The organism is Pseudofrankia saprophytica, assembly GCF_000235425.2.
GTDB classification, from domain to species: domain Bacteria; phylum Actinomycetota; class Actinomycetes; order Frankiales; family Frankiaceae; genus Pseudofrankia; species Pseudofrankia saprophytica.
In genome coordinates this window covers 4,130,097-4,149,958 of the sequence record NZ_KI912266.1, presented here as the reverse complement: position 1 = coordinate 4,149,958, position 19,862 = coordinate 4,130,097, and the positions used below count along the sequence as shown (strand labels likewise).

Here is a 19,862-nt window from a genome sequence, read left to right as displayed (position 1 = left end):
GTTGAGGGGAACGCCGGGGCCGGGCTTCGGCCGGTCGGTCAGGCCGGGCACATCCAGTCGGTCCGGCCGGCGCTCGGGCCGGCCACGGGCTGGTCCGGCGGGGGGAAGTGATTGCGCAGGCTGAAGGCCCGGGGGGTGGGGCCGTGGGCGCGCAGGTGGCGGACGCGGTCCTCGGCGTCGGCGGTGGAAGGCCACTGGCCGGCGGGGACCCACCACAGGGCCGCGTAGGCCTCGGCCATCGCCTCGAACCACTCCCGGCGGCGGCGCAGCACCTCGCGGTGCAGCCCTGAGAAGGCGAAGGCGGCCAGCGCCTCCACCGACTCCCAGACGGTGAGGTTGACGATCACTCCGGCGCTGCTCCCGGTGTCCCACTCGAACGCGATGACCGCGGTGGCGTCGCCGTCCTCGGTCTGCAGCCGCCAGCGGAACCCGGGGGCGGCGTCCGCCAGCGCGTTGACCGGGTCGAGCGCGGCGACGAAGTCAGCCAGCCGCGGACTGTCCAGCGGCTCCCGCAGCCGGGCGATGTTGACCTGCGCCAGCTCCCACCGCGGCTGCTCCTGTCCCACACCGGGCACAGTAGCAACGATCTACCCGCCCCACGCCGCCTTCGCTGCTTCCGGTGGCACGGCCGTCTCCGGCAGCACGGCCGCGGCCGGACACCCGCCTGGCGACGACGCCCGCCAGCGCCCACCATCGGTCTCGGGGACGGATGGCGGGCACCGGCGGGCGCTGGTCAGCCGGGTGGGCCGATGAGGCTCACCGGTCGGCTCAGACGAGGGCGCGGGCCTTGATGCTCTCGGTCGCGGCGGCGCGGGACGCGTGGAAGACGTCGGTGAACTGGGCCAGCGCCGGGTTGACCACGGACAGCGTCATCTCGACGTTGACGAACTCGACGTTGTCCGCGCCGAGGGCCTCCAGCACGTGCTCGAGGTACGGGGAGACGTGGTCCCAGCCCTCCTTCGGAGCCCCCGGCGAGTAGGAGCCGCCCTGCGTGGTGACGACGGTGACCTTCTTGCCGTTGAACAGGCCCGGGTTCTCCGCGTCCGCCAGCGTGACCCCAGGGATGATCAGCTGGTCGATCCAGGACTTCAGGGTCGTCGGCAGCGACCAGTTGTACATCGGAGCGGTGATCACGACCTCGTCGGCCGCGGTGACCTCGCCGATGTAGCCGTGGCGGGCCTTGAGCGCCTCGGTCTGCTCCGGCGTCCGCTGCTCCTCCGGGGTCATGCCGGCGGAGACGATGGTCCAGTCCAGGTGAGCCGGCGGAGCGGCGGCCAGGTCGCGGTGGGTCACCGCGCCGCCGGGGTTCCTCTCCTGCCAGGCCGCGACGTACTCGCGCGCCACGGCGCGTGAGACCGAGTTGTCGCCGGCGATGCTCGAGTCGAGGTGCAGCAGGTGGGACATCGGGCTCTCCTCGTGAGGGCGTCGTGGGACCGGAGGTCCGGTCGGTTACCAGACAGATCATCTACAGGCAGATCGTCTGCATCCAGATCGTCTCTCAAGTAGATTAACTGCTGTGGCGCTCATCTTAAACACAGACGATCGGGTTGTGTTCCGGGGTATGGTGATCCGGTGACGCAGCTGACGGGAGCCCAGCCGGACGCGCCGCGCCCGGACGCGCCTGGCGCTCTCGAAGAGCCCTGTGTCCCAGCGGACCTCTCGGCCTGCGACGCGGCCGACGACGACGACATCACGAAGGACGTCGGCTGGCTGGTCGGTCAGATCCAGCACGGGTACCTGATCACCGCCTCGGCCGCCATCGACTCGCTGCCTGGCGGCCTGCGCGGCCTGCGCGTCCTCGGCGACGCGGTCCATGGCAAGGCGCCGAACCAGATCGAGGTCGCCCGCCGGTTCGGCATCGACCGGACGGTCATGGTCCGCCTCGTCGACGACATGGAGAAGGCGGGCCTCGTCGAGCGCCAGCCGGACCCCGCCGACCGCCGGGCCCGCAGGATCGTCGGCACCGAGCGCGGCCGCGCCGCCTACGAGGACGCGCAGACCCGGCTACGCCTCGTCGAGGACCACGTGCTCGCCCCGCTGTCCGCCGACGAGCGGGCGGCCTTCACCGCGATGGCCCGCCGGGTCGTCGCGCACCTCGTCGTCCTCGACCCGACCCAGGTCGAGTCCGCCTGCCAGGCCGCCACCCGTCAGCTCGACCAGAACGACCCCCTGCCAGGCGCGGCCGGCTAGCCCTTCCGGCGGAACCGGCAGGACCGGCAGGACGTGCAGGACCGGCCCGATCGCGCGGGAGTCTCCGCTTCGGAAGCCGGGTCAGCCGAGGCCGGCGGTGCCGCCGGCGTCCTGGGTGCCGTCGCCCGGCTCATCCTGGACTTTCGGACCAGGGCTGGTGGCGAGGGCGACGACGTCCTCCAGGCTCATGCCGTCGCCGAGGTGGTCGAAGCAGGCAACGATCAGCGCGAGGGCCGCGGTGCCGAGCAGCGAGGTGCGCTTCTCGTGGTCGATGACGCCGTCGTCCGGTTCGACCATGAGGCGAAGCTGCATTCCCTCGGCGGTCGCGGTCATGATGAAGTTGATGTCCTCGAGGGTCAGCCCGGGGCGGATGCGCAGGCCGCGGACCGCGACCGTCTTCTCGTACGCCTCGAGCCACGCCTGGGTGCTGATCCGGTACATTTCCTGCAGCGTCGTGCGGGCGATCTCGTCGCGCTCGGCCATCGCGGCGCCGATCAGCTGGGCGCGCAGCGCGGGGGTGCGCCGGGTGGCGGTCAGGTCGTCGTAGCCGGCGTCGTGGACGGCGCGGACCGCGTCCTCGGCGTCGGCGAGCCGGTTGCGGGCGTTCTCGGTGCTGTCCAGGAAGCCCCGCCAGTGCGCGCCGCGCAGGCTGTACGCGAGCACATCGCGGATGTAGTCGGGCTGGTAGGGCCAGCGGTCACGGAAGCTGCCCTCCGAGCCGCGCAGCCGGCCTCCCTGGCTGACCTCGTCGATGACCGCGCGCTGCGACAGCCAGCGGAACAGCGGCCGGTCCTCGGAATCAGCGCCGTCGCCGGGACCGAGCTGCGTGTCGATCAACCTCAGCCCGGCTTCCAGGTACTCACGGGTCAGCCCGTCGTTGGCGAGCGCCTGCCGGCCGGCGTCGGTCTTGCGCCGGGCAGCGCGCATGAGGCCGGACAGGAGCGTGGACAGGTCCTCGGCTGGCACATCCGTCAAGGTCGTACCCCTTGCGCGAGACGCTGGCGGTACCACAGAGATCCACAGCGTAGCAAGAGATCCGACCGCGCACGCCGGAACATCCTCGAACGTGCGAGGTCGGCCCTTCGAGGTCGAACGGGGGAGGACCAATCTCCGAGGCTGGCGACGCCGATCGGACTAGTCCAGGCTTGGGCTTCGGCACCGGGCCAAGGAGGGCACTGGGGGCCTTTGCCTGGTGACCTGAGGGATGGGGGCACCCTCAAGGAAGGCTGTCGAGGACGTCGTCTCGGACCTCAGCGGGGGGAGGTCCGAGACGACGTCCTCGCCGGCCCGACAAGCGCAAGCGCCCCACGAGCCCCGGGTCGACGCAGCGTACGTACTGGTCGACGAAACGCCCCGGACCGCTGTCGAGTCAGAACCGCAACAGCGCGGCCTCCGTCGTCAGACCAGGCCCGAAGGCGATCAGGATGGCTAGGTCGCCGGGTACCGGCCTCTCCCCCTCATCGCCCGTCAGCAGCCGGCGCAATGCGAGCAGCACCGTCACCGACGAGCAGTTGCCATAGTCGCGCAGCGTTTCCCGGGACGGCCGCAGCTGCGCGTCCGACAGCCCGAACGCCGCGCCCACCTTGTCGACGATCTTCGGGCCGCCCGGGTGCAGCACCCAGTGCCGGATGTCGCCGACACCAACGCCGGTCCCGGCGAGCAGGCGTTCCACGAAGCCCGGGGTGCTCTCGCGCAGCAGCGACGGGATGGCCGGCGACAGCCGCAGATGAAAGGCGTCCTCACGCACCCGGATCGACATCTGGTCGGCCGTACCGGGTGCCACCTCGGTGCGGGTCGCCAGCACCCGCGCGCCGATCGGCACCGCGGCATCCCCAGGATCCGCCGCGGCGGGCGCCGGTATCCCGGAAAGAGGATGGGGCGGAAGCGTCGGCGGGGCGGCACCGTCGGGGACCGCACCGAGAAGCACGCTCGCGCACGCGTCGCCGAACAGGCCGTGCGTCACCGCCTGCTCGCGGGTCGGCTCCGAGCGGAAGTGGGCCGAGATGACCTCGACGCACGTCAGCAGTACCAACTCGTCCGGGCGGGCCGCGAGGGCGTCGATCGCGGCCCGAAGTCCGACCAGCGCCGCGTAGCAGCCCATGTGGCCGATGGACACCCGCCGTATGTCCTGGCGCAGACCGAGCTCCGCGACCAGCTGGGAGTCCGGGCCTGGGCACGCGTAGCCGCTGGTGCTCACCATCACGAAGGTGCCGACCTTGGCGCGGTCCTGGCCAGCGAGGACGGCGGGCAGCGTGCGCCGGCCGAGCTCGACGGCACACCGCTCCCAGGCGTCCACCCGCGCGCCGACCGCGGGGAAGCCGTCGCGGAACGCGGTCCTCGGGTCCCAGTTCAGATGTCGGCGCGCGACGGTGTTCGTCTCGACGAACAACCGGCGCGCATCCGGGACGGCGTCGAAGACCGGGGCGTAGAAGTCGTCCCAGATGTCGGTCTGGGCGATCGGTTCACCGGGCGCGGCGGCACTCACGGCGAGCATCACGGGAGAAATTCCGGCGGGCATCTCGTCTCCGGGTGGGCGTGACCTGACGGTTGCCGTGGTGAAGATCTGCTGGACACGGAGGAGGCACGATGCCCGGCGGTGCCACGGCCAGGTACGTCGCCGGTGCGAGCTTCATCGGCGCAGGAAGGCGGACCAATACGGCGCAGTCGCCGTATGGCCTCACGGAAGATGGATAGAGAACGAAAGGGAGAGGAAGAGGGAACCGGAATACCCGAGAAAGGAAAGAGCGCGCCGCAGTGGCGCGGCACGTGATGCCACCGCCGACTACCCGATGGTGGCGTGGCGAAATTACCCCCTGTTTGGCCTACAAAAGCGTAAGACGCGCGAACAGCCCTTCGCCGGTGTTCCGGGTGCATTCGACCGCCAATGTGACCCAGCTCTCAGGCACCACCCGGGCCGCACGCCATTCCACGGCCACCGCCCCGGCGACCAGCGCACGGCGCGGGGAGGTCGCCAGGCGGGGAGGTCGCCGGGCCGGCGTCGCCGAAGCGGCGCCGGGCGCGACCCGCCAGACGACGTCGAATCAAATTTTTCTGGCGGATGGTCTAAAAGCCACGCAAGGGGCACACGGAGAGAGGCGGGGCGCGCCAACGGCGACGCGCCCCGCCTTCGCGCTCAGTCGCGGCACCCCTACGCCCGCCCTCGCGCCCAGTCGCGTACCCCCACGCTCGATCGCGCCGCCCGGCGACGGCACCCCGATCACCCGATCGCGACACCCGATCAAGGTGCCCAGTAGCGACATCCGGTCCCCTTCACCCAAAGGGACCGACAATTTCGAACAGGCATTCGAAGGCAGACGCGCGCGCCCGGCGACAACCACTCCCCTTGGGGTCGATAGACCACAGCCATTCACAAACACAGGCAAACGAGAACTCATTGCCGTACTCTCACCTGTGACCCAAGGTGAGGGGGCAGTGACGTGCTTTCGCGTGAGCAGCCAGCGGCCTTCCTCACCGCCGCCACCCCCGCCACCCCCGCGCCGACCGCCGGCCTGGCTGGCCCCGACGCGCCGCCGATCCGAGACGTCGACCCGCCCGCGCGGCCGTCGGCCTTCGGCCAGGCCGTCCAGCTCGGCCTGGAGATCGACGGTGTCCAGCGGCAGATCCAGCAGCTGACGGACGTGCTGCGCCAGCTACGTCGGCACCGACAGCGCTGGGAGGCCGGCGGCCGGGCCGAGCAGAGCGTCGTCCGGGTGCTGATCGGCATGGACGACTCCGGGTGGCATGTGCTGCCGGACCGGCAGTGGCCTGGAACCCGCCGGGCCAACATCGACGCCATCGTCGTCGGCTCCGGCGGCGTCTTCGTGCTCGACGTGAAGAACTGGCGGGACGTCACCGTCGAAGGCGGCCGGCTGTTCCGAGGAGAGGCCGACGCCGCCGACGACCTGCGCAAGCTGGAGGACCAGACCGTCGCCGTGGAAGAGGTGCTCGCGAACGCGGGCCTGCCACCGACCGAGGTGGTTCCGCTGCTGGTGCTGGCCGGGCGTCGGAACGTACGGGCGCAGCTCGACCGGGTGACGGTCATCGGTGAGGGGGACCTGGCCCTCCACCTGGGCCGCCGGGGTGCCCGGCTGGCCTCGGGCCTGGTCGAACGCCTGCTGAGCTGCCTGGCGGACGGCTGCCCGCCGATGCCTCGCTCCGCGGTCGCCGCGGGGCCGCCCGCCCGGCCTGCCCGCCACCCGGTCGCGCGCCGGACCGGCCCGACCGAGCCGCCGCCGGTTCCGCCAGCTCGCGCGGTCCCGCACGGCGCCAGGTCAGCCGGGACGACGGGAGCGGCCGGGGCGGCCGGTACGGCCAGTCCTGAGATCACGGCGGGTGGCGAGCCGGAGCAGGGCGCTCTGCTGAGCCGCGAGCAGCTGTGGCGGGAGCTCCTCGACGCCGCCGCCCGGGAGCCGATCGAGACCTGGATGACCTGGCTGCATCCGACGCAGGCCCGCCTCTCCGGCCGGCACTGGTCGGGTCCGGCCCGCGTGCGCGGCGCGGCCGGCACCGGCAAGACAGTCGTCGCGTTGCACCGCGCCAAGTACCTGGCGGCCCGCGGGGAACGGGTGCTGCTCACCTCGCTGGTGCGCACGTTGGGGCCGGTCTACCGTGCCCTGCTCACCCGGATGGCCCCCGAGCAGGTCGACCGGATCGAGTTCGCCACGGTCCACGCCGTCGCCGCGCGTTGTCTTCGTGAGCATGGCCTCGCGGACCGCCACCAGCAGGAGGTCGCAGAAACCTGCTTCTGGCGCGCCTGGGCGCAGGTCGGGCAGTTCTCCGTGCTTCCCGGGCTCGGCCTGACCCACAAGTACTGGCAGGACGAGATCGCGACAGTCATCAAGGGCCGAGGCCTGACCACCTTCGGGCAGTACGCCAGGCTGGCGCGCGTCGGGCGCAGCACTCCCCTGCAGCCAGGCCACCGCCGGGCCGTGTGGGAGCTGTACGAGCGGTATGAGCAGCTCCGGACCGAGCGCGGCGTCCTCGACCGGGACGACGCGCTGCTGCTGGCCCGGGACCTGGTGCGCGGCAGCTCCGAGCGCCGGTACGACGCGGTGATCGTCGACGAGGTGCAGGACCTGACGTGCGTCGGCCTGCAGCTCCTGCACGCGTTCGTCGGCGACCGGCCGGACGGGCTTCTCGTGGTCGGCGACGGCCAGCAGTCCATCTATCCCGGTGGCTTCACCCTCGCCGAGGCCGGCGTCTCCGTCGTCGGACGCTCCACCGTGCTCACCCGCAACTACCGCAACGGCGAGAAGATCCTGCGCTACGCCCAGGCGGTCGTCGTCGACGACAGTTTCGACGACCTCGACGGCATACCGGAACAGGGACGGCGCGAGGTCGACGTCGACCGGCCTGGAGGCGAGGTCCACGAGGTCACGGTCGCCGACGCCGTCGCGCAGGACGCGGCGCTCTGCGAGCACCTCGCCCAGTTCCACGACGACCGGAACGTGCGTTTCGGCGACATGGCGGTGCTCGTGCCGACCAACGCGGCGGCCGCGCACTGGCTTCGCGTCCTTGCCGAGCGGAAGATTCCGGCCGTCTCCCTCCGGGATTACGACGGAGCCAGCCACGAGGCGGTCAAGGTTGGCACGTACCACCGGGTGAAGAGCCTCGACTTCGCCCACGTCTGCATTCCCGACCGCAACCTCTTCCCGGGCCCGCGACGGCCGTCCGAGTCCGCCGACGCCTTCCGCGAGCGCAGCCAGCTGGAGCGCCGGCAGCTGTACGTCGCCATCACGAGGGCGCGCGACAGCGTCTGGGCTGGTATCCGCGAGGTCCCGGCGCGCGAGGCACTTTCCAGCTGACGCGGCCGAGACGGCTGTTCGGGATCTCCCCGCGAGCCGGCTCCCGTGGTGGGCCGCGGGGCGCGGCAGCGGCGGGCGTTGACGGGCATTCGGGCGGGTGTGATGCTCGAAGCGGCTCGGTCGTCGAGACGGCGGTGGAGCGCTGGGATGTGAGTCACCGGTCTGGAAACAGCATTGTTGCGTCCAGGCCGGTGGTTGACACCACATCGTTGCGCCGCTCGACCGTGCCGAGCCATGTCCGCATGGCTCTGCTGAAAGGTCGAAAAGCAATGAACATCGCTTTTGTAGGCGACGTCCACGGGTGTGTGCAGCATGCGCTGGGGGCGGCGATACTGCTCCAGGAACGCCGGGGGATCCGGCTCGACGCCGTCGTCCAGGTCGGGGACCTGGGGGCGTACCCGTCGGAGGAGCGGTACGACGAGCCAACCCGCAGGTTCGGGCGTGATCATCCCGCCCAGGGTGACTTCCTGCGGCTTCTTGACCCGTCGCCCTCGTTCGCCGGCGGCATCCGTCTCGCCCTCGGCCGGATCCCGTCCGCGCTGTTCGTGAGCGGCAACCACGAGGACCACGACTGGCTGGAGACCCTGCACGCCGCGGCCGCGGGCGCCGAGATCGTGCCGGTGGACCCGCTCGGCGCCTTCCGGCATGTCTCCTGCGGGAGCATCGTCGAGGTGGCCGGCCAGCGCACGGCGTTCCTCGGGCTCATCGAGGCCGCCGGGTACATGGACCTCGATGAGACCGCCTACGGCCGCCTGATGGCGCTCGATCCGGGCGCGGTGGACCTCCTCGTCACCCACGACGGCCCGTACGGGATGTCCCGCAACTACCGCGGCGACGTGCAGGGCTCGACGAAGCTGACCCGGCTGCTGGAACACCTGCAGCCGCGCCTGCACATCAGCGGCCACTACCACCACCCCAACGGCCCCCGGGTCTACGGCCGGACGACCTCGTACGCGCTCGCCCAGCTCGTACGCCCCAGGGTCACCCGCGGCGAGTCGACGCCGCCGAACCCCGAGCAGCGGGTGACGGCCGGCAGCATCGGCCTGCTCGACACCGACACCGACGCCTTCGCCTACCTCGACGACGACTGGCTGGCCGAGGTGCACGGCGACGCCCTCGACCTCGCCGCCCTGGTCGCCGCGCGCTGACGCCGCTACTCGGTAGCGGGCCTGCGGGTGCGACGCAAGGATGGGGCAATGGCAGTCCCTCCGTTCATGCACCCGTTCGTTCTCGACGTCGCGCCGGTGGAACGGCAGCGCCTGGGCATCATCGACGTGCACGCGGACCGGCTGGACGCCGCGGCGCCGCGGCCCGCCGTCGTGTTCGTCCACGGCGGTCCGGTGCCGCCCGAGGCGCACCCCAGGCCGCGGGACTGGCCGACGTTCCTCGGCTACGGGGCACTGGCTGCCGCGTATGGCCTGGCGGGCGTGACCGTCGAGCATCGGCTGCACAGAGTGGCGGACTACCCTGCCGCCGCGCAGGATGTCGCCTCAGCCGTCGAGCAGGCCCGCGGCGTGCCGGGCGTCGACCCCGACCGCGTCGCGCTGTGGTTCTTCTCCGGCGGCGGCCCGCTCGCGACGCGCTGGCTCGCGGCCCCGCCGCCGTGGCTGCGCTGCATTGCCCTGACCTACCCGCTGCTCGTCCCGCCGCCAGGGTGGGCGGACGGCGCGGCGGACGGCTCGGCCGGCACCGTGGCCGAGCCGCCGGCCGCGGCGAGACTGCCGATCCTGCTGACCCGGGTCGGGCGCGAGTACCCGGAGGCCGCCCGCACCCAGGACGTGTTTCTCGCCGCCGCGCGGGCGGCCCGCGTCGCGGTGGACCTCATCGAGGTCCCCGGCGGGCAGCACAGCTTCGACAACCTCGACCACACCGACGAGTCCCGCGCCGCCGTGACCCAGGCCATGACCTGGGTCAGCGGCCGCCTAGCCGGAGGGGAAGCGTCGTCAGCGAGCGGATCGTCGTCGTGAACCCGGGCTCGAAACCGTCCGGCACCCGGTAGTCCGGGATGCGCGCGTGCCATTCCCGCAGGGCGATGCGCAGCTCCAGACGGGCCAGGTGGGAGCCCAGGCAGCGATGCGGCCCGCGCCCGAACGCGATGTGCCGGTTCGGGTCGCGGTCGAAGCGGACGACGCCCGGGTCGGGTAGCTCCTGCTCGTCGGTGTTCGCCGAGCCGAGCAGGCCGGTGACCACCTGGCCCTTTCGGACCGGGCAGCCGCCGATCTCCGTGTCGCGGGTCGCGAAACGCGCCACCATCATCACCGGCGACTCCCACCGCAGCAGCTCCTCGACGGCACCCGGGATCAGCGCCGGGTCGGCCACGAGCGACGCGCGCCGGTCAGGGTGCTGCGCGAGGTGCAGCATCATGCAGTCGAGCGAGGCCGAGACGGTGTCGAGCCCGGCGACGAGGAACAGGAAGCAGATGTCGAGGATGTCCTCGTGGCTGAGGCGGGCGCCCTCGACCTCGGTTTCCAGGAAGCGGCTCACGATGTCGTCGCCGGGAGCGGCCCGCCGGTCGGCGATGACGGCGTCGAAGTACTCGTAGACGGCCGACGCGGTCTTCTTCAGCAGCGCGACGGAGTCCTCGTGGTCGCGCGGCTGCCCGGTGATGGACTCCGGCCGGATGAAGCCGTCCTTCATCTCCAGGAAGGTGGGCAGCTCGTCGAGCGGCAGCCCGAGCAGCGTGAGGAAGACCTGCGACGGGAACCGCAGGGAGAACTGCTGGACGAAGTCCACCTCGTCCTCGGCGGCGATCGCGTCGACGAGGCGGCGGGCGAGCTGGGTGATCGGCCCGTCCATCTCCTTCATCCGCTGCGGCGAGAACAGCGGGTCGAGGATCTTGCGGTACTCGCGGTGCTTCGGCGGGTCGATCTGCAGCGGGATCAGCGGCCGCTCGGTGCCCGTCTGCGTGGTCGCCATGCCGGAGGAGAAGACCTCGGGGTTGGTGAGCAGGGCGGCGATGTCGGCGCCGCGGGTCAGCAGCACGCCCCGGTCGCCCAGCGGCAGCGCGCCCCTGGCCCGTAACCCCGGGAAGATCGCCTGCGGGGCGGCCAGGAACGCCGGGTTCTCCATGGGATTGCCGGCCGCGGGGGCCGCGCTCGACGACGCGCTGTCAACCGACATCTCATCTCCTTGTCGCTGCCTGGCGCGCAATTTATACCAGGTACAAAATCCAGGCAACCTGGTCCGGCCGCTCGTTCGTCCCGCCGTTCCACCGGTTCCACGTTGAGGACGAACGGGTGTGCGCGGCGGGATCGCCATGGCCCCGTCCTGCCACCAGTCCGCCTGGCGAACGCCATACCCGAGCGGCGTCCAGGGTGGAGCGCCGGTCAGGACCGGAGCACTGGTCAGGACCGTGGCTGATCCGTTGGCGGGTCGAGGATCAGCGAAAGCTGGCGGGCCAGCGACCGGGTGAAGATCGTGTCCGCGTCCGCCGGCGGCGTGCCCGCGCCGCTGGTCAACGCGGCGGCGAGATGCGGGTAGCGACCGGTGGCGATCACCGTGCCCAGGTAGGCGACCAGGTCGACCTGCCACTGCTCGGCGGCCTGGCCCGCCGCGGTGCGCTCCCATTCCGCGAACTGGGTGATGAAACCGCTGAGCAGCGCGAACATCTCCATCTTGGTGGCGCCGTCCAGCGGTGAGCCGGCCAGGGCGCCGAGGAAGAACTCGACGCAGCGCAGGGCGTTCGGCCCCATCGAGGGGCGGGTGGCCGTCAGGCCGGGCACCCAGGGGTGCCGGCGCATCACGGCCAGCGTCTCGCGGGCCAGCCGGGTCAGGTCGGCGCGCGGGTCGCCGCACGGCTCGTCGGGGAGCATGATCTCGCCCGCGGCCGCGTCGAGCATCAGATCGAACAGATGCTCCTTCTTCGGCACGTAGTTGTAGAGCGACATCGTGCCAGCGCCGATGGCCGCGGCGACCTTGCGCATGGACACCGACTCGAGGCCGGCGGCATCCGCCAGGCCGATCGCGGCGGCGGCGATCTCGGCCCGGCTGTGGACCGGCTCCGGCCCACGGCCGCTGCGTTCCGGGCGAAGCCAGATCATCCCCGGCGCGACCTTCGCCGGAGCGGTCCGATCGGACCCGGCGGGGCCGGACGAGCCGGACGGCATCTGTGATCACCTCGGGTTCGGACTCCTGGCGCCGTACAGCGTACGCCGTCGCCCGTGGTACCTTGAGCGCCTCTTCTACGTACGCTGTACCTAGAAAGGTGTGCCCATGAGCCCACCCAGCAGCTCTTCCGGCCCCCCGGCCATCGAGGTCCAGGGCATCCACAAGCGCTTCGGTGACACGCTCGCACTCAGTGGCCTGGACCTGGCCGTTCCTGCCGGCACCGTGTGCGGGCTGCTCGGGCCCAACGGCGCGGGCAAGACCACCGCGGTGCGGATCCTGGCGACCCTGACCCGCCCGGACGCCGGCCGCGCCCACGTCGCCGGGTTCGACGTCGTCCGCCATCCCGACGAGGTACGCCGGCGGATCGGGTTCGCCGGCCAGCACGCGGCGCTGGAGGAGGGCATCACCGGCCGGGAGAACCTGCGCCTGATCGGGCGGCTGCACCATCTCGGTGCCCGCCCGGCCCGCCGGCGGGCCGACGAGCTGCTGGAACGCTTCGGGCTGGCCGACGCGGCCGACCGGCTGGTCCGCGCCTACTCCGGCGGCATGCGGCGGCGTCTCGACGTGGTCGCGAGCCTGGTCGTCCGCCCCGCCGTGCTGTTCCTGGACGAGCCCACCACCGGGCTGGACCCACGCAGCCGGAACGACATCTGGACGATCGTGCGGGAGCTCGTCGCGGACGGCACCACGGTGCTGCTCACCACGCAGTACCTCGACGAGGCCGACCGCCTCGCCGACGACGTCGCCGTGCTCGACCACGGCCGCCTCATCGCCTCCGGCTCGCCGGGCGCGCTCAAGGCCGCGATCGGCACCAGAGTCGAGGTGACCCTGGCGGACGCCACCCAGCTGGACGCGGCCGCGGCGGTACTCGCCGCGCTCACCGGCGGCGAGCCCGCGCGCTACGAGACCGAGCGCCGGGTCGTCGCGGTCAGCGGTCCTGGCCACCCGGTCGTGCTGCCCGCGCTCGTCCGGGACCTCGACGCCGCCGGCGTCCAGGTTCTCGACGTCGCGCTGGGACATCCGTCGCTGGATGACGTCTTCCTCGCCCTGACCGGGCGAACCGGGCCCGAAGAGCCTGCCGCCGGTCTCGACCTCGCCGCGGCGGTGACACCGTGAGCACCCTCGTCCCGAGCGGCCGGAGCCTTCCCGGCGAGGCGGACGGCCTGGGCGCCCCGGCGTCCGGTCCCGGGGGCACGCCCGCAGGCAGCCTCCCCCCAGCCTCCCTGACCGGACGGGTGAGGTTCGCGATCTCCGACGCGTGGACCCTCGCGCTGCGCGTGCTGCTCTACTACCGGCACTCGCCGGGGCTGATCGTGGCCTCGCTGCTGGCGCCCCTGACGATGCTCGTCGTGTTCGGCTACATCTTCGGCAGCGCCATCCGGGTGCCCGGCGACGCGGGTTACCGCGAGTACCTGATGCCTGGCCTGTTCACGCTGATCGCCGCGAACGGCATCATGCCGAGCATGACCGGGGCCGCCCGCGACGCGGGGCGCGGCGTCACCGACCGGCTGCGGACGATGCCCATCTCCCGCTCCGCCACGCTGTTCGGGCAGACCGCGGCCGACCTGGTGGTCAGCGCCGCCGTCCTGGTCATGCTGCTCGGGCTCGCGCTCGCTCTCGGGTGGCGCGCGCACGACGGCCTGTCCCACGCGGCGGCCGGGGTGGCGCTGCTCCTGCTCTTCCGGTTCGTGACGAACTGGATCGGCGTCGGTTTCGGGCTGGCCATCGGCCGGGAGGACACCGCCGCGCAGCTGTCCGTGCTGGTCTTCCCGCTTGCCATGGTCACCAACGTGTTCGTGCCGACGACCGGGATGCCGGCGTGGCTACGGGTCATCGCCGAGTGGAACCCGATCAGCGCCGTCGCCGCGGCGGCCCGCGACCTGTTCGGCAACGAGGCGCCCGGGGCCTCCTCCGCCGCCTGGCCGCTGGCGCATCCGGTCGTCGCGGCGCTGGCCTGGTCCGCCCTGCTGCTCGCGGTCTTCATCCCGCTGGCGGTGCGCGCGTTCGCGACGCACGGCCGCTGAGCCGGGCGCAACTCCCCACCGTCCGCCGGGAACCTTGCGGGCAACCTGCGACCTACTGACCTGGCCTGTCGTACATTCGGCGATACGCGCCGGCCGCAGGTGGCGCGGAGGGGGCGAACCGTGCGGACGACCGCCGACGGCTCGGCACCCGACGCCGCGGTTCCAGCCGGCGTCGGTGACCGAGACCTGACGAGCGCGCAGGACGGACTGCGCGTCAACGTGCTCGGTGACCTGACCGTCACGCGTGACGGCGGTGTCCTGGACCTCGGTGGACGGCGCCAGCGCGCGGTGCTCGGTCTGCTCGTGCTGGCCCGCGGCGACGCCGTTCCCGCCGACCGGCTGGTCGACCTGCTGTGGGGGGACCAGCCGCCGCCTGGCGCGAGTGGCGCCCTGCAGTCGTATGTGTCCCACCTGCGGCGGCGGCTCGAGCCGGATCGCCACGCCCGGTCCCGTGGCTCCGTGATCGCCAGGATGGGCCCGGGCTACGCGCTGACGGTCGGCCCCGACGCCGTGGACGCCTGGCGGTTCGAAACGCTGGTGCGCCGGGCCGGCACGAGCACGGAGACGGGCACGGGCACGGGCACCGACCCGGCCGGCACCGTCGCCGCGCTGGCGGGCGCGTTGGCGCTGTGGCGGGGGCCCGCGCTCGCCGAGTACCGGGACGAGCCGTGGGCACTGGCGGAGGTGGCGCGGCTGACCGAACTGCGGGAGGTGGCCCGCGAGCAGCTGCTCGCGGCCCGCCTCGCCTGCGGCGAGACCGCGGTGGTGGTGCCGGAGGTCGAGGCGCTGGTCGCGGAGCAGCCACTGCGGGAGGAGCGGTGGCGGCTGCTCGTGCTGGCGCTCTACCGTTCGCATCGCCAGGGCGACGCGCTGCGGGCACTGCGCCGGGCCCGGGAGGTCCTCGCGGAGGAGCTCGGGGTCGATCCGGGGCCGGCGCTGCGTGCCCTGGAGGTCGAGGTGCTCAGCCAGTCCCCCGCCCTGCAGCCACCGTCGACACCACGCCCGCCGTCAGCGGGTCACCCACCGTCGCCGGGCCGTCTCACGCCGTCGACCTCGGCGGCGATGCCCGCACCGGCGCCCGCGCCCGCGACATCAGGAGCAGCGACGGGGGCTACGACGACGCTCGGCCCGCCGCCCGAGCGGCGGCCGCCGGCGCCCGACGACCTGGTCGACCGCGACCGCGAGGTCGCCGAGCTGGCCGGTTGCGTGGCCGAGGCGTGCGCCGGCCAGGCGCGGGTGGTGGTCATCGAGGGCCCCGCCGGGATCGGCAAGACCCGACTGCTGGCGGAGGCCCGCCGCCTCGCCGCCGCGCGGGCGGCGCGGATCTTCACCGCGCGCGGGAGCCAGCTGGAGAAGGAGTACGGCTTCGGCACCGTGCGCCAGCTTTTCGAGGCGTCCGTGGCCGCGCCGGCGGCTGGCCAGGATGCCCTGGCCGGGGCGGCCGCGCGGGCGGCGACGGTGTTCGACGTCGACCAGGCCGCGCCGGCCGAGGCCGCCACCCCGCCCCTGTCCGCGGGTGGACCGGCGGGGGAACCGGCGCAGCGCGCCGACGGATCGATGGCGGTGTTGCACGGGCTGTACTGGCTGACCGTCCACCTGACCTCGAACGGCCCGGTGGTGCTCGCCATCGACGACCTGCAGTGGTGTGACAGCGCGTCGCTGCGGTTCTTCTCCTACCTGGTACGCCGGGCGGAAGGCCTGCCCCTGCTCGTCGTCGCCACCCTGCGCACCGGTGAGCCGCACGACGACGAGGGCCTGCTCGCCGAGCTGACCCATGATCCCGCCACGGTGTGGATCCGCCCCGCCCCGCTCACCGTGGACGGCGTCGCGGACCTGGTCCGCGACCGGCTCGGTGACTCCGCGGAGGACGGGTTCGTGGCCGCCTGCCACCGGACCACCGCCGGCAACCCGCTGTTGCTGCGGCAGTTGCTGCGGGCGCTGCAGGCCGAGGGAGTCCGGCCCGACACCACCCACACCGACACCGTCACCGCGATCGGCTCGCGGGCCGTGTCGAGCCTGGTCCTGATGCGGCTGGCCCGGCTGCCCCGCGACAGCACGGTCGTCGCCAGGTGGATCGCGATCCTGGGCAGCGGGGCGGCGTTGCCCATCGTCGCCACCCTGGCCGGCCTGTCCGAGGCCGCGGCCGCGGCCGCCGTCGGCGCGCTGGCGCGAGCCGAGGTCCTGCGCGACGAGTACCCGCTGAGCTTCGTCCACCCCCTCGTCGCCGACGCGGTCTACCGCGACATCCCGCCCGGCGAGCGGCAGCTGCACCATGACCGGGCCGCCCGGGCGCTGCACCAGGCCGGCGCGGCCCCCGAGCAGCTCGCGGCGCACCTGCTCCAGGTCCCGCACCGCGACGACCCATGGGTGGTCGACGTCCTACGGCAGGCCGCGGCCAGAGCGACCGACCGTGGAGCCCCCGACGCCGCGGCCGCCTACCTGGCCCGTGCACTGCAGGAACAGCCGGAGCCGGCCGTGCGGGCGCTCCTGCTCCTCGATCTCGGCCGGGTGGAGGTGCTCAGCAACGGGGTCGCGGCGGTGACCCACCTGACCGAGGCCTACGAGGCGCTCGACCTCGCCCCGCAGCGCGCGCAGGTGGCGCAGATGCTGGCCAGGGCAATGATCTTCGCGGGGACGCCAGGAGAGGCGACCCGGTTCGCCTACCGGGTCGCGGCCGAGCTGCCGGCCGAGCTCGACGACGACCGGCAGGGCCTGCTCGGCCTCGCCCGGATCGGTGGCTACATGCATGACGTCGACCCGGCGGTCTGGCGGCGCAGCCCCGAGCCGGCCGTGGTCGGGGACGGTCCGGGCGCCCGGATGCTGGCCTCGGCGCTCGCGTGGGAGGCCGCGCTCGACGGGGTGGACCGGGCGAGGGCGGTCGAGCTGGCCCGCTTCGCCAGCGCCGACGGCGTGCTCACCCGGGTGGACGTCGGGCTGCTGTGGGCGGTGGCCGGCGTGACGCTGCACCTCGCCGGCGAGGAGACCGAGGCGTTGTGGGAGGACGGGCTGTCCCACGCGTACCAGCGCGGCGCCGTGTTCGGCGCGCTCGCGACCAACCTGTGGCGTGGCTTCCTCGAGTGGGAGCGGGGCGACCTGCGCGAGGCGTACCAGTCGTTCCAGACCGTCAGCGAGCAGTCGGTGGCCTGGGGCGTGAGTTTCGGTTCGGCGTACAGCGACTCGTACTCGATCGGGACGCTGCTTGATCAGGGCGACCTTGCGGCGGCCCGCAGCCTGGTGGACCGCATTCGCCACCAGCCCCGGTTCGCGGAGGGTGCGCGGCTGTTCGGGGAGATGCATGCCCGTGTCCTGACCGCCGAGGGCCACCACGCGGAGGCGTTGGCGAGCCTGGATGAGGTCCGCTCGCTGATGCCCTGTGGCCGTAACCCAGGCTGGCGGCCGTGGCGGTCGCTGCGGGCGCAGGCGCTGGCCGGACTCGGCCGGCGCGCCGAGGCGATCTCCCTGGTCGAGCAGGAGCTGGCCCTGGCCCGGGCCTGGGGCGCGCCGAGCCTCGTCGGCCGCACGCTGCGGCTGCTGGGTGAACTGCGCGGCGTGGATGGGGTCAACGAACTGCGGGAGGCGGCGGCGCTGCTGGAGCCGACGTGGGCCCGCCTGGAACAGGCTCGCGCGCTGCACGCGCTGGCGATGCACAGCGCGCCGGCGCAGGGCGTGCCGATGCTCGTCCGCGCCGCCGACCTGGCATGGCGGTGCGGCGCGGCCGGGCTCTACCGGCAGATCGCGGGCCACCTCGCGGACGCCGGCGAGCCGCTCGCGGCTCGGGCGCCCGCCGCCACCAGCCTCACCACCCTGGAACGCCAGATCGTGGCCAGGCACGTCGCCGGCGCCGGCGAAAGCGAGATCGCCGAGGCGCTGTTCCTCACGCCGCGCACGGTCCGACTCACCCTGGCGGCAGCCAGGGAACGGCTGGGCGCGACCTCCGTGGCCGACCTGCGTCGCGCGGTCGCGGGCGGGCCCGCCTGAACGGTGAACCACGGGCGGTCGACGCCGCCCGGGGCCCTGCCGGCAACGGCCGGACGGGTGGCACGGGCACACCGAGCGTCACCCGTTCGCCCTGGCCGCGTCGACGAAGGCGTCTTGGGCGCGCGGCATCCGGGATGTCGTGCCCGACCCGGGTGAATTGGCGGGTAGACGGTGACGATCACGGCTACCTTTGCCATCACACCGACAGGTTCGCTGGAGGACTGGTGGCCGAAGACATCGATCGAGCCCCCCACGATTCCGCCCGCTTCATCCTCGACCTCCGCGACGCGGCGACAGCCGTGGGCGCTCGATTTGACGAGTCGAAGGTCCGCCGGTCCATCGAGACCTTCGACTCGGAGATAGGTTCCTCGGTCGTCCAGCTCAAGACGACCAGCAGGGCGGGAGACGGGCTGTACTACCGCTTCTTCCACAGTAGTGAGCAGGACCCGCTGGACACCGCGCGTCGACACGGCCTGCTCCGGTCCTGCGACTCTCCGATCGGGATGTTGCAGCGCGAGATCCTTCTGCGGCTCCCGGGCGCGGCGCGGGCGGGCCTGGATTTCGACACGGGCTATGGCCTGGCCAAGTGCTGGACGTTCACAGGGCTACGGCCGATTTCAGACCTGTTCATGTTGGAGACGATCCCCGAGGCGGTGCCGGCGCACGCGGAATTCTTCGAGCGTCACGCGATGCCACGAGCGTTCTTCGTCGCATCGGACTTCCAGCATCAGACAATGAACGTCTACACCGTCGTTGAGCCGGGTACCGCCACCGCGGACTGGCTACGCCGGCTGGTCGGCGAGACCGGCGGTGCGACCGAGGACGTGCCCGACCAGGCGCGGATGCTTGCCGCGCTTTCGGCTGCTGCCTGCCTGGGAATGACCTTCAGCTGGAACAGCCCAGGCATGCACCGCTGGTCGCTCTACGGACTTAACGTACCCTACCTCGACCCGCAGGCCGGTCGCAGCCTGCCCGCCCTGCCTGAACGACTGCGGATCTTCTTGAAGCAGTCGCCGACGTTGAGTACCGATCCCCAGGTCAACGTCGCATGGTCCTTTGGCGCCGCCGCTCCCTACACGAAGCTTGAGAAGAGCTACGCACGGGCGCTGCCAGCGGCCCGAGCGCGCGGAAGCATCTTATACCTGCCGAGTTAGTACAAATACCCCCAGAGGGACCGAGAGGCCGGCACCGACGGGTCGCGCGGGTCGCCCGCTCCAGGCCGGCGATCCGCCGGGGCCATTCCGCGCGGGACCGAGCACGCCGGTCAGCCGAGTTGACGGCAGCCTTCCGTCGATCCTTCGATGCGCTACGCGTAGGGCACCACGCGGACGCCCGAACACTTCGTCCCAGAAGGGCCTTGACCTGCGCCTATTCGCCGCTAAGGGAGTACCGGCGGCCATGAGTCCCAGTCCGAAGAAACGCCCTGAGGCAGCTTGACGGGTATTCTCCACCGAGTTACCCTTCATCACACTCGGTGTCGTAATTTCCATGAACGGGGCCAGCAGCGATGGGAAGCAGCCAGGCGCAGGACAAAATGCCGCTCGTCGACATCTCCGACGTCGCTCTAGCCGAGCTGGACGCGACGGACGACTCGGCGCTTCTGCAGGCGCTTCGGCGGCTGTCCCGCGAGTCGGGCATGAAGTCGGATGGCATCAGCGCCCACACCAGCACCACCCACAACAGCTCCTTCTCGCAGGGTACCTGGTAGCGGAACTCGAAGGTTGGTCGGGGTTCGGGCCGGCCGCTATCCTCTGGCGAA

15 protein-coding genes are annotated in these 19,862 nt (G+C 72.4%); 9 read left to right on the top strand and 6 right to left on the bottom strand.

The features are described 5' to 3' along the window. Window positions 1-38: 38 nt before the first annotated feature. Both FRCN3DRAFT_RS0217240 and FRCN3DRAFT_RS0217235 read right to left on the bottom strand, forming a co-directional pair. Window positions 39-566, bottom strand: coding sequence for a DUF3291 domain-containing protein (locus FRCN3DRAFT_RS0217240; RefSeq protein WP_035924864.1), 528 nt, complete (start codon window positions 564-566; stop codon window positions 39-41). A 202-nt stretch (window positions 567-768) separates the two neighbouring features. Then, window positions 769-1,404 carry an FMN-dependent NADH-azoreductase gene (locus FRCN3DRAFT_RS0217235; RefSeq protein ID WP_007516412.1) on the bottom strand — a complete coding sequence of 212 codons (636 nt, stop codon included), beginning with the start codon at window positions 1,402-1,404 and terminating at the stop codon, window positions 769-771. 168 nt (window positions 1,405-1,572) lie between these two features. Here FRCN3DRAFT_RS0217235 and FRCN3DRAFT_RS0217230 point away from each other — a divergent pair, with 168 nt between their 5' ends. Next, window positions 1,573-2,190 carry a MarR family winged helix-turn-helix transcriptional regulator gene (locus tag FRCN3DRAFT_RS0217230; protein ID WP_007516413.1) on the top strand — a complete coding sequence of 206 codons (618 nt, stop codon included), beginning with the start codon at window positions 1,573-1,575 and terminating at the stop codon, window positions 2,188-2,190. Window positions 2,191-2,271: 81 nt separating this feature from the next. Here the strand turns inward: FRCN3DRAFT_RS0217230 and FRCN3DRAFT_RS0217225 are convergent, their stop codons facing one another. Next, window positions 2,272-3,156, bottom strand: coding sequence for a hypothetical protein (locus FRCN3DRAFT_RS0217225; RefSeq protein ID WP_007516414.1), 885 nt, complete (start codon window positions 3,154-3,156; stop codon window positions 2,272-2,274). Between the two features lie 403 nt (window positions 3,157-3,559). Beyond that, the gene (locus FRCN3DRAFT_RS0217220) at window positions 3,560-4,708 is read right to left on the bottom strand and encodes a type III polyketide synthase (RefSeq protein WP_007516415.1); all 1,149 of its coding nucleotides are present in this window, start codon (window positions 4,706-4,708) and stop codon (window positions 3,560-3,562) included. Window positions 4,709-5,627: 919 nt separating this feature from the next. Between FRCN3DRAFT_RS0217220 and FRCN3DRAFT_RS0217215 the strand changes: the two genes are divergently transcribed. The 3 genes from FRCN3DRAFT_RS0217215 to FRCN3DRAFT_RS44910 all read left to right on the top strand — a co-directional run bounded on the left by FRCN3DRAFT_RS0217215 (window position 5,628) and on the right by FRCN3DRAFT_RS44910 (window position 9,961). Next, window positions 5,628-7,994 carry a nuclease-related domain-containing DEAD/DEAH box helicase gene (locus FRCN3DRAFT_RS0217215; protein WP_007516417.1) on the top strand — a complete coding sequence of 789 codons (2,367 nt, stop codon included), beginning with the start codon at window positions 5,628-5,630 and terminating at the stop codon, window positions 7,992-7,994. Window positions 7,995-8,263: 269 nt separating this feature from the next. Further along, on the top strand, window positions 8,264-9,142 hold the full coding sequence (locus FRCN3DRAFT_RS0217210) for a metallophosphoesterase family protein (RefSeq protein WP_007516418.1): 879 nt from the start codon (window positions 8,264-8,266) through the stop codon (window positions 9,140-9,142). A gap of 48 nt (window positions 9,143-9,190) precedes the next feature. Further along, window positions 9,191-9,961, top strand: coding sequence for an alpha/beta hydrolase (locus tag FRCN3DRAFT_RS44910; RefSeq protein ID WP_007516419.1), 771 nt, complete (start codon window positions 9,191-9,193; stop codon window positions 9,959-9,961). Here FRCN3DRAFT_RS44910 and FRCN3DRAFT_RS0217200 read toward each other — a convergent pair. Together FRCN3DRAFT_RS0217200 and FRCN3DRAFT_RS0217195 are read right to left on the bottom strand one after the other, a co-directional pair. Continuing rightward, a complete protein-coding gene (locus tag FRCN3DRAFT_RS0217200; protein ID WP_007516420.1) occupies window positions 9,906-11,114 on the bottom strand; it encodes a cytochrome P450 in 1,209 nt (402 codons plus the stop codon). The genes FRCN3DRAFT_RS44910 and FRCN3DRAFT_RS0217200 overlap by 56 nt on opposite strands. 224 nt (window positions 11,115-11,338) lie before the next feature. After that, window positions 11,339-12,100, bottom strand: a complete 762-nt coding sequence (locus FRCN3DRAFT_RS0217195; RefSeq protein ID WP_007516421.1) for a TetR/AcrR family transcriptional regulator — start codon at window positions 12,098-12,100, stop codon at window positions 11,339-11,341. 106 nt (window positions 12,101-12,206) lie between these two features. Between FRCN3DRAFT_RS0217195 and FRCN3DRAFT_RS0217190 the strand changes: the two genes are divergently transcribed. From FRCN3DRAFT_RS0217190 to fxsA, 5 genes are all read left to right on the top strand, one after another. Continuing rightward, window positions 12,207-13,217, top strand: a complete 1,011-nt coding sequence (locus FRCN3DRAFT_RS0217190; protein WP_007516423.1) for a daunorubicin resistance protein DrrA family ABC transporter ATP-binding protein — start codon at window positions 12,207-12,209, stop codon at window positions 13,215-13,217. Then, window positions 13,214-14,125 (top strand): ABC transporter permease, encoded by a 912-nt coding sequence (locus FRCN3DRAFT_RS0217185; protein ID WP_007516425.1) that lies wholly within the window; start codon window positions 13,214-13,216, stop codon window positions 14,123-14,125. The genes FRCN3DRAFT_RS0217190 and FRCN3DRAFT_RS0217185 overlap by 4 nt, the downstream gene beginning before the upstream one ends. A 120-nt stretch (window positions 14,126-14,245) precedes the next feature. Continuing rightward, window positions 14,246-18,103, top strand: a complete 3,858-nt coding sequence (locus FRCN3DRAFT_RS0217180; protein ID WP_007516427.1) for an ATP-binding protein — start codon at window positions 14,246-14,248, stop codon at window positions 18,101-18,103. Window positions 18,104-18,327: 224 nt separating this feature from the next. Then, window positions 18,328-19,257 (top strand): aromatic prenyltransferase, encoded by a 930-nt coding sequence (locus FRCN3DRAFT_RS0217175; RefSeq protein WP_007516428.1) that lies wholly within the window; start codon window positions 18,328-18,330, stop codon window positions 19,255-19,257. Between the two features lie 353 nt (window positions 19,258-19,610). Continuing rightward, complete coding sequence (gene fxsA / locus FRCN3DRAFT_RS50675) at window positions 19,611-19,811, top strand: FxSxx-COOH cyclophane-containing RiPP peptide (RefSeq protein ID WP_027140673.1); 201 nt, start codon at window positions 19,611-19,613, stop codon at window positions 19,809-19,811. Window positions 19,812-19,862: the final 51 nt, after the last annotated feature.